Source organism: Veillonella sp. (assembly GCF_019414865.1).
Classification (GTDB): Bacteria; Bacillota; Negativicutes; order Veillonellales; family Veillonellaceae; genus Veillonella.
The window spans coordinates 1-9,609 of sequence record NZ_DXLG01000061.1 but is presented as its reverse complement, the minus strand read 5'-3'; the positions used below and the strand labels follow the sequence as shown (position 1 = coordinate 9,609).

Here is a 9,609-nt window from a genome sequence, read left to right as displayed (position 1 = left end):
GACCTATGTATCCCTTGGAATAAATACACATAAGAAACAAACCGTATAGTCAAATCTTATTGATTGTATATTAAACCATTCGTGGAACTTCTAAGACAAAAACGTGTTAAGTTGTTGTTCATAATTCGAATGTCTTTAATAATCACGACGAGCGCGATAATCAACAAGCTAATGACTAAACCCAACATGTTTCCTCCTAAAGTAATCTGTAATCATAAAACAATAATAACACTTTATATAATGTCGTGCAATAAATATTCTATAGATTTATTATATAAATTTTTAAAGTTTACCATATATAAAAACTATAGCAATAACAATAATACACTACCTATCTAATACACATAGAAAATAAATCGATAACAAACTAGTAAATAGGTAGAACAAAAAAGTCCCTCACTACTGTGAGGGACTTTTTGAATATTATAGAATACCGAATAGCCACATACCGAGGGTACCACCCCAGAAGTGAATAAGGAAGCTTACTACAGAAATAGCAAGGCCTACACGCCACCATGTTCCTTGCGGTACATAGCCTGCACCGAAGAAGATTGGTGTTACACCAGAGCTGTAATGCGTTAATGTACAGCCAGGGCTATTCATCAAACCAAAGAGCAAGATGGTAAACGGAATTGGTGCGCCCATTGCTACCAAGATAGCTGCAAAGGCGGAGAATAATGCTGTAATACGAGCTGTGCCACTGGCAAAGAAATATTGAGAGTATACAAAGGTTGCAGAGATAATGAAGGATGCCCAGAACCAATCAATACCTACAAGATGTTGACTTACAAAATCAGCAAATACTGCAACAACGCCGAGTTTGCCAAGTAAACCAGCCATACCAACGAGGGTACCCATCCAGATAAGGATATCCCAACCTGTACGTTCACCTAAAATATCTTCCCATGTAAGGGATCCTGTAACTACACAAGCAAGTACGCCCATCATAGCAACTACAGTAGGATGTAACTTTGTCCAAATCGCTGTGGACCACAGCAAAATACAAAGTACAAAAATAATAGCCACTGAAATTTCAGCCTTTGTAATAGGACCTAGTATATCTAGCTCTTTTTGAGCCATTACCGCTGCTTGAGGTGTCTCCTTGATTTCAGGCGGATAGATTTTATAAATAAACCAAGGCATCAAAATCATGCAAATTACACCAGGGATGACACCTGCTTGGAACCATTCCCACCATGAAATATCATAGCCAAATAATTTTGCACCTAAGGATGTAATCAATAAGTTACCACTACAAGCAGTTAAGAAGATCGTTACAGTAATGGTGTTTATCGTATGAGCCGTTGTCATCAAGTATGCCCCAATACGACGTGCCGTACTACCATTTGGCTCAGAATCAAAGGCTAACGAAATGTTTTGTACAATTGGAAAAATAATACCGCCTCCACGAGCCGTATTAGATGGCGTGGCAGGAGAAATAATAAGATCTGTACAAGCCAATGCATAAGCTAACTTTAAGGAACTAGTACCAAAGGAGCGAATCAAAGTATACGCGATACGCTTACCAAGGCCAGAATTAATAATGCCTCTAGAAAAGAATACAGCTGCTACGATAAGCCATACATTAGCTTCAGCGTAACCACCTAATGCTTGCACCATGGTAATAGAATTTGTTGCTACTGCCGCAACAATACCAAAGAGTGCCATAATACCTGTTGGCCAAGGTCGTAAAATAAAACCTACAATTGTAGCCGTGAAGATAGCTAATAAATGCCATCCTTCAGGCTTAATCGCCTCCGTGTGAGGCAAGAACCAAATTACAAGTCCTACCAGTACCGTCAGTGCGGCGCGTGTAAAGGTATTCATAGAACCTCCCTATCAAACTACACATATCAATAGTTACTGTTGATTATAAAAAACTATATGGCGGTCATCACACATAACCGCCATATAAATTAGCAACTTTCCAAAAATTCTTTAATCTTTGGATTAGAGCGCAATGTATCCATCTCTTCAGGGGTTAATAATTTTACCTTGTCCCGATCTTGGTTAACTAAGCAAAGGAACCCGATATAATCGCCTTTATTAGCCCGAAATTGATGTATTGTTTTACCTGGAATTTCAATAAAATCACCAGCTTCTACATCATGGATTTCATCGCCTAATAAGACTTGCCCCTTCCCACGGAATATCATAACCATATGTGTATGTTCATGATATTCAAGCGTAGAATACCCACCTGGCAAGCATTCAAAATAGCGGAATTGGCATGGAATATCAAAGGCCCCATCGTATAAAACTTGACGTGTTACATCTTTAAAAGGGCTACCATCTTGTTTATATACCAAGGTATCGACGCCATCCCACTTGAAATTTTTAGCATCAAACTTGCGTATCATTTTATTACCTCTTTATGAAAAAAGGCTGCATCGAAACAGTGTTTCAATACAGCCCTATGGGTTCGATTATTTGAAGAAACGTTTCAATGTTCCTAGTAAACCATGACTATGTTCTTGTACACCATCTGCAACGCTTTCTACTTCAAAGCCTGTACGTTCAATAGCTTTTGTAATAACATCAACAGATGCTTTTGCTGGATCAAAAGAAACAGTCGCTGTTTTCTCTGGCAAATTTACCTCTGCGCTCAAAACGCCAGGTAAACCAAGGGATGCACCTTCAACAGTTTCTTTACAGTTATTGCACATCATACCAGGTACAGTAAATACCTTTGTTACAACGCCATTATCTTCACCGCAACCACAATCTTTACACATAGTGATACCTCCTATTAATCATTAGATTCTTTATGTTTATCGTCGTTTTTAGCCCCTGCTGTTACGTCGATAGTAGTCGCCTTTTTAACGGCTTCTTTCGTTTCATCAACAGCTTTTTTAGGGCCCGAAATAGCATCTTTAAATTCATTGATGCCCTTACCAATAGCTTTACCTACTTCAGGTAATTTACCAGGTCCGAAGATAACTAAAGCGATCACTAATATAACTATTAATTCAGGTGTTCCTATAGATCCCATATGTATCTCCTTTATATTTACTAAAACTTACATCTTTTAGTGTACATCATTATAGGCTGCCTTGTCCACATACCAGGTCACAGCTTCTTGTGAAAGCACAGCACCAGGCAATGTACGACCAATGCGTTTTTCCCACGTTAAATCCTCGTAATCTTCGCGTTGGTATAATACCTTTGTCAATGCAGTTCGCTTGCTTTCACCAGTCACAGTAAACCAGACAGCATCAGATTTTGCTAGGAAAGAAAATGTCATAGAAATGCGTTCCCATACCTTGCCATCTTCAACGGCCACTACATCTTGATCAGCTACACGCAGTGCGTGAGAGCCTGCAAATAATCCTGCCGTATGACCATCCTCGCCTAAATCAAGCAACGCTAAATCAAGACCAGATTTTTTACATGCCTTTAGGACATTGCGAACCTCTTTTTCATATTCTTCAGCCGCTTCATGTACGGTTTTAGAATCCGTATTAATTGGCAAGAAATGAGCAGCCCCCTTTGCCTTGCATAGCAAATGAGGTTTTACGCGATTGAAGTAATTATCCTCATGCGCTTGTGGTAAGAAACGCTCATCAGTCCACAAGAAGAATATCCGTTCCCAATTAAGGCGCTCAATATATTCAGGAGAGTTAAGTAATTCTAACAAACCATTTATAACAGTACCCCCAGTAATACCAACGATGCACGTTTCAGTACGGCTAATTTCATCATTAGTAAAATCAATAAAATCCTCCGCCAATGCTTGGACTACATCACTAGGACCGTCATAACATTTAATTGTATCTTGAGCCATGTAATAATGACCTCCTAAAACTATTATAATAGTACTATTATATACACTTTTGCTTTTTTATAAAAGCAAAAACCGATGTAACTCAATATATAGAGCCACATCGGTTCGAATTATATTAGTAACTGCTTATAAAATACATGATATTTCAAAGAATTACAAGAGAATAATTATTATTTTTGACCAAATTTAGGGCGACGGCGTTCTGTGAAAGCTCGTACACCTTCCTTAAAGTCTTCAGAAAGACCTAAGGAGCATTGATTTTCTACTTCAAACTTCTTGTACTCTTCCCAGCCAGATAAGAAGCTATTCCACATCATTTCTTTCATAACGCGGTAAGATTGTGCAGGACCTTTTGCTAATTTCTCTACAAGACGTCTTGTAGCAGTTTCTAGATCTTCTAATTCACAAACTTTATATACAAAGCCAAGTTCTTTACCTTTTTCAGCAGAAACGGCTTCACCAGTCATAACGATATGCATAGCACGGTTCATACCAATGGAACGAGTTAACAAGAACAAACCACCTGCATCTGGAGCAAGACCTACGTTTACGAAAGCTTGGATAAAGCGTACATTGTTAGCCGCTACAACAAAGTCTGCAGCTAACGCCATGTTGAACGCCGCACCTGCTGCAGCGCCTTGAAGGCTCATGATAACAGGTTTAGGTAAGCGTTTCATAGCCATAGAAATTTGAGCTACGAGCTCAACAATTTCAAATAAAGACTCTGTATCACCATCGTTTACAGCGCGTTCCATTTCTGTTAAATCACCGCCAGCAGAGAATACCTTGCCTTCAGCATTGATGAGCAATGCACGAACACTATCATCATTATGTGCGTTATCTAAAACCTCAAGGATCTCCTTGCACATCTCGATATTAAAACCATTCGCCACTGCCGGACGATTAAATGTCAACGTACCGATACCATTATCTACTACGTATTGAATTGTATTATAAATCATATGAATTCTCCTATATGAAAATCTATCTTCGAAAAAATTCGATAATATACTTCTATTATAGGGGAATTAAATATAGATGTAAACGTAATCTTATAATCACAAAACAATACTATGTACCCTCTATCAACCCACGTTAGTATAACAAACCTTTGGTGCGTAAGTATCGCTCAGCAACATCATGAGGTTTCTGTCCTTCCGATTCCACCTCATAGTTCATATATGACATATCCTGATCCGTAATCGTATGTGTCAATTTTAGTAATACCGCTTCTAGCTCAGGATGCTTCTTTAACACATCCATTCTGACGACATTACCACAAAGATACGACGGATATAAATGTTTATCGTCCTCAAGAACAACAACAGACGCATGGCTCAACTGACCGTCAGTAGTAAATATAGGCATAGCATCTACATGTCCGCTTTCAATAGCCTGATATTTCAAACCTATATCCATATCCTTCGTATCTTTAAAGTCCATGCCGTATACTCGCTGTAATCCCGAATACCCATCTTGGCGCCCGAAGAAATCATATTCCCCACCTAAAATCAATTGTGACGAAACCCTCGCTAAGTCTGAATATGTTTTTAAATTATATTTGTTAGCAATATCCTTACGTACAGCCATTCCATATGTATTATTGAAACCATACATACCGACCCATTTAAATTGATATGTATCCTCGTAAGCGCGCTGTAATTCATCAAATAAATTTTCACTATATTGCGTGTCTCGTTTTAGTACTGCATTCCAACCGGTTCCTGTATATTCAGGATAGATATCGAATTGACCGGACTCCATGGCCGGTTGAATATTTGAGGTTCCTCCACCTACTCCGGCTGTTACTTCAACAGTTAAATCTGTATCTTGTTCAATAAGAAGTTTCAGCATATCGCCCAAAATCAACTGTTCTGTCATCGGTTTTGTAGCTACATGAATTACATTGGATTGTTGCGACGGCCACATAAATACACCAATGCCACCAATTATCACAATTGAGGCTACAATACCAATACGTTTAAAAGTACGTTTGCAATGCCCTCTATATAGTATGATTTTCTCAAAAAAGCCCAATATACCATCCATAATCAATGCTAAAAAAGCAATTAGTAAACTGCCGGCTACAGTCATAGTCGTATTATTTGTAGTAATACCTCGATAAATAGCTACACCAAGACCTCCGGCACCAATAAATGATGCTACCCCAGTAAGCGCTATAGTCATAACTAGCATATTTCGTATACCGACCATGATTACTGGAAAGGCTAAAGGCAATTCAATATATCGTAAACGTTGTACACGAGATAACCCCAGTGATGTAGCCGCTTCAATCATTTCCTTGTCAATACTGCTTAACCCAGTATATGTATTTCTCACCATCGGCAATAATGCATATATCACAAGAGCAATCACTGCCGTTGCGTTACCAATTCCTGAAAAGGGAATCAAAAATCCCAGCATGGATATGGATGGTATAGTATACAAGAAATTAATAACCATCATGGTCGGATTAACTGCTCGCCGATACTCGTTAAGTAAAATACCCGCAACTACTCCTAGAATAATAGCAATTATACTAGAAAGCAAAGCTATGCCAATATGTTCCCATAATAGACCTGAGAAAAAGCTCCAATTCTCCACTAGTAAATGATATATATTTTGTATCATACAGCCCCCTATACACAGGTAAATATATTATGAAAGAACGACTACCTTTTTACCTGCATTCTTACCAGAATCAACATCACTGAATCCATCATAGAAAATATCGCTCAAAGCATCACTGATTTCATTACCTACAATCTCTTGTTCTCGTCCAAGAGCGGATACACTATAAATACGCTTTCTTTTATCATTACTATCATCATAACAGATAATTATTAGTGTCACCATAATCCGAGCAACAAAAACACCTGCAGACATTGTCTGCAGGTGTAATAACCTGTTGTCCAAATATTAACGTTTGGAGAATTGGCTTGCTTTGCGGGCTTTTTTAAGACCGTATTTTTTACGTTCTTTCATACGTGGGTCACGAGTCAAGAAGCCAGCTTTTTTCAAAGATTGACGAAGTTCGCCATCTACGTCCAATAACGCACGGGAGATACCGTGACGAATTGCACCAGCTTGACCGGAAGGACCGCCACCAGCTACAGTTGCGATTACATCGTATTGTTCAACTGTGTTAGTCAAGTTCAAAGGTTGTTTTACGATCAATTCCAAAGTTTGGCGACCGAAATATTCATTAAGTTCACGTTTGTTAACAGTGATTTTACCTGTGCCCGGTACCAGACGAACTCTAGCAACGGAAGATTTTCTACGACCAGTGCCGTAATATTGTGCTACTGCCATTATATGTTCCTCCCTCTAGATTATCGTACGGAAATTTCTAATACTTCTGGTTTTTGAGCTGCATGTGGATGCTCAGGACCAGCGTATACGTTTAATTTACGGTATTGTTGTGCACCCAATTTATTTTTTGGAAGCATACCACGAACTGCCATTTCAACAACACGTTCAGGTTGTTTTTCAAGCATCATGGACAATTTAGTGAAACGGGAACCACCTGGGTAACCAGAGTGACGGAAGTATTCCTTTTGTTCCAATTTTTTACCAGTTACGCGAATTTTTTCTGCGTTTACAACGATCACATGGTCACCAGTGTCTACGTGTGGTGTGAAAGTTGGTTTATTTTTGCCCCGAAGAACTTTTGCAACTTCGGCAGCAAGGCGTCCTAAAGTTTTACCTTCAGCGTCAACAACATACCATTTCCGTTCGATTGTGTTCGGATTGGCCATAAATGTAGTTTTCATGCTGCATATCCTCCTAATAACGTCATAATTCTACCAAAATCAGCTTGTCCTTTGCTTCCGGGGCTAATGGAAACACGACTAAAGCTTACTCAAAATAGTATACAGATTTTGGTGTTCTATGTCAATTGTTTTTTACACTGTTATAGCCCTTTAACAGTGACATGTCATAAAGAAAAAACCACCCAATTCTGAGTGGTTTTCCCATAAGCGCCAAATTATTTGGAGTACAATTCGACGATAAGTGTTTCGTTAACTTCGATAGGAAGTTCTTCACGTTGAGGAAGACGAGTGAATGTAGCTTTGAAGCCTTCCAAGTCTTTTTCAATGTAAGGAAGTTCGAAAGAACGAAGTTCTTGGAAGTTAGTTTTGAACATTTCGTTGTCACGAGATGCTTCGCGCAATTCGATTACATCGCCTGGTTTGCAGGAGAAGGAAGGAATGTCTACGCGACGACCGTTTACCAAGATGTGGCCATGGTTTACCATTTGACGAGCTTGACGAATGGAGTTACCGAAGCCGATGCGATATACAAGGTTATCAAGACGTTGTTCCAAAAGGATCAACATGTTTTGACCTGTAACACCTTGCATTTTTTTCGCTTTATCATAATAGCGTACGAACTGGCGTTCTAGCAAGTTGTAGTAAGCTTTAACTTTTTGTTTTTCTAATAATTGTGTGCCATACTCAGACATTTTTTTCTGACGTTGGTCTTTTTTGACGCGATTCAAGGCTTTTGCGTGACCGAATACGTTCACACCAAAGCGACGACAAAGTTTGAATCGAGCCTCTCTTCTCGTTGCCATGTGATTATCACCTCATAAGATTAATATAAACTTGTACCTACACATAAAGGTACTCATGTATAATATCATTTTCATTTACTTATGTCAATTATTGATAATGGTGAAAGTCATTGAAATAAGTGCATAATAGCGAACTTATATTACACTTTTTTGCGATAATATTGCTCACTATATCGATTGTGCATGCTTCATCATATTTTATAGATTTAGATGAAAAAACAATTATAGTATGCTACAATATTAGTAAGAAAGGTAATAGGTATCATTGGAGTTTTATGTCAATATTGGGGGAATACTATGAAAGAGTTACCTACAATGCAAGAGCTACAAAGTTTTATTACCTATAATAAAACAGGAAGCTTTACATTAGCTGCACAATCTATGAACATTACACAATCAGCTTTCAGCGCTCAAATGAAAAAATTAGAGCGTCTAGTTGGTGTGAAATTAATTTCCCGCTCTACACGAGGTAGCCGTTTGACACCAGAAGGTGAATTATTCCTACCAGAAGCAGAACAAGTTCTCGACACATTGGAACGTGCTATTCAATCGATTCGTTTAGCCAGCAAGGTAGAACGTCCAATCTTAAATATTGGTGTATTGCGTAGTTTAGGGGACATTCGCCTTAACGGATATGTATCCCACTTCTTCCAAAACCACCCTGAGTTCTCTGTCAGTATTTATGACATGGAAGAAGAAGAGTTGATGCTCGACTTACGCGAAAATCGTATCGACATTGCCCTCCTCTACTTACCAAATAACAAGGATATGTCAGCATATGAATCTACAGCCCTTCGCGAGGACGAATTCGTATACTATGCACCAAACATCATCGATAATATGGAAGTTGCTAGCTTGAAAGCAATTCAACAACAACCATTACTTATGTATCCACCTAAGTACTTTATGTATCGTACATTGAAAAATTATGTTGGTAACGGTCAACAAAATCTACACATTAGAGGTAGCCGCTTATCTAACCCATATACGATGATCGACTACTGTCAAAAAAATAAATCAGGCTGCATCGTAGCACGCCAAATTCTAAATTCTTTAAATATCAATGATGGCTACATACCTTTAGAAAAACCATTTAAATTACAAGTGTGTTTCGCCTTTAAGAAAAACAATTCTAAATCGGAAACAATGCATACCTTCATGGATTATGTACACAGCGAATCACCAGCACGCTTATAAGAACAAACCAAAGCCCGTACACATATATGCTGTCTCTTATACACATCTGACG

At 38.5% G+C, this 9,609-nt stretch carries 12 protein-coding genes; 1 reads left to right on the top strand and 11 read right to left on the bottom strand.

Annotation, left to right across the window (positions count from 1 at the left end; genetic code table 11):
• Nucleotides 1-423: 423 nt before the first annotated feature.
• From QZ334_RS05205 to rpsD, 11 genes are all read right to left on the bottom strand, one after another.
• Nucleotides 424-1,827 carry a DASS family sodium-coupled anion symporter gene (locus tag QZ334_RS05205; RefSeq protein ID WP_024066645.1) on the bottom strand — a complete coding sequence of 468 codons (1,404 nt, stop codon included), beginning with the start codon at nucleotides 1,825-1,827 and terminating at the stop codon, nucleotides 424-426.
• An 89-nt stretch (nucleotides 1,828-1,916) separates the two neighbouring features.
• Nucleotides 1,917-2,360, bottom strand: coding sequence for a cupin domain-containing protein (locus QZ334_RS05200; protein WP_024066644.1), 444 nt, complete (start codon nucleotides 2,358-2,360; stop codon nucleotides 1,917-1,919).
• Between the two features lie 66 nt (nucleotides 2,361-2,426).
• The gene (locus QZ334_RS05195; protein ID WP_024066643.1) at nucleotides 2,427-2,735 is read right to left on the bottom strand and encodes a heavy-metal-associated domain-containing protein; all 309 of its coding nucleotides are present in this window, start codon (nucleotides 2,733-2,735) and stop codon (nucleotides 2,427-2,429) included.
• Nucleotides 2,736-2,749: 14 nt separating this feature from the next.
• Nucleotides 2,750-2,992: a Sec-independent protein translocase subunit TatA/TatB gene (locus QZ334_RS05190; RefSeq protein ID WP_024066642.1), complete on the bottom strand. Its 243-nt coding sequence runs from the start codon at nucleotides 2,990-2,992 to the stop codon at nucleotides 2,750-2,752.
• A 36-nt stretch (nucleotides 2,993-3,028) separates the two neighbouring features.
• The gene (pgl, locus tag QZ334_RS05185) at nucleotides 3,029-3,784 is read right to left on the bottom strand and encodes a 6-phosphogluconolactonase (RefSeq protein ID WP_060923795.1); all 756 of its coding nucleotides are present in this window, start codon (nucleotides 3,782-3,784) and stop codon (nucleotides 3,029-3,031) included.
• A gap of 170 nt (nucleotides 3,785-3,954) precedes the next feature.
• The gene (locus QZ334_RS05180; protein ID WP_295232480.1) at nucleotides 3,955-4,746 is read right to left on the bottom strand and encodes an enoyl-CoA hydratase; all 792 of its coding nucleotides are present in this window, start codon (nucleotides 4,744-4,746) and stop codon (nucleotides 3,955-3,957) included.
• Nucleotides 4,747-4,879: 133 nt separating this feature from the next.
• Nucleotides 4,880-6,415 (bottom strand): glycine betaine ABC transporter substrate-binding protein, encoded by a 1,536-nt coding sequence (locus tag QZ334_RS05175; RefSeq protein ID WP_295232477.1) that lies wholly within the window; start codon nucleotides 6,413-6,415, stop codon nucleotides 4,880-4,882.
• 27 nt (nucleotides 6,416-6,442) lie between these two features.
• Nucleotides 6,443-6,640: a hypothetical protein gene (locus tag QZ334_RS05170; RefSeq protein ID WP_156719969.1), complete on the bottom strand. Its 198-nt coding sequence runs from the start codon at nucleotides 6,638-6,640 to the stop codon at nucleotides 6,443-6,445.
• Between the two features lie 63 nt (nucleotides 6,641-6,703).
• Nucleotides 6,704-7,096, bottom strand: a complete 393-nt coding sequence (gene rpsI / locus QZ334_RS05165; RefSeq protein WP_005377846.1) for a 30S ribosomal protein S9 — start codon at nucleotides 7,094-7,096, stop codon at nucleotides 6,704-6,706.
• Between the two features lie 20 nt (nucleotides 7,097-7,116).
• Nucleotides 7,117-7,557 (bottom strand): 50S ribosomal protein L13, encoded by a 441-nt coding sequence (rplM, locus tag QZ334_RS05160; protein WP_005381375.1) that lies wholly within the window; start codon nucleotides 7,555-7,557, stop codon nucleotides 7,117-7,119.
• Nucleotides 7,558-7,772: 215 nt separating this feature from the next.
• Nucleotides 7,773-8,360 (bottom strand): 30S ribosomal protein S4, encoded by a 588-nt coding sequence (rpsD, locus tag QZ334_RS05155; protein WP_004695181.1) that lies wholly within the window; start codon nucleotides 8,358-8,360, stop codon nucleotides 7,773-7,775.
• Between the two features lie 297 nt (nucleotides 8,361-8,657).
• On the opposite strand from rpsD, the gene QZ334_RS05150 reads away from it, so the two are divergent.
• On the top strand, nucleotides 8,658-9,557 hold the full coding sequence (locus QZ334_RS05150; protein ID WP_060923797.1) for a LysR family transcriptional regulator: 900 nt from the start codon (nucleotides 8,658-8,660) through the stop codon (nucleotides 9,555-9,557).
• Nucleotides 9,558-9,609 lie beyond the last annotated feature (52 nt).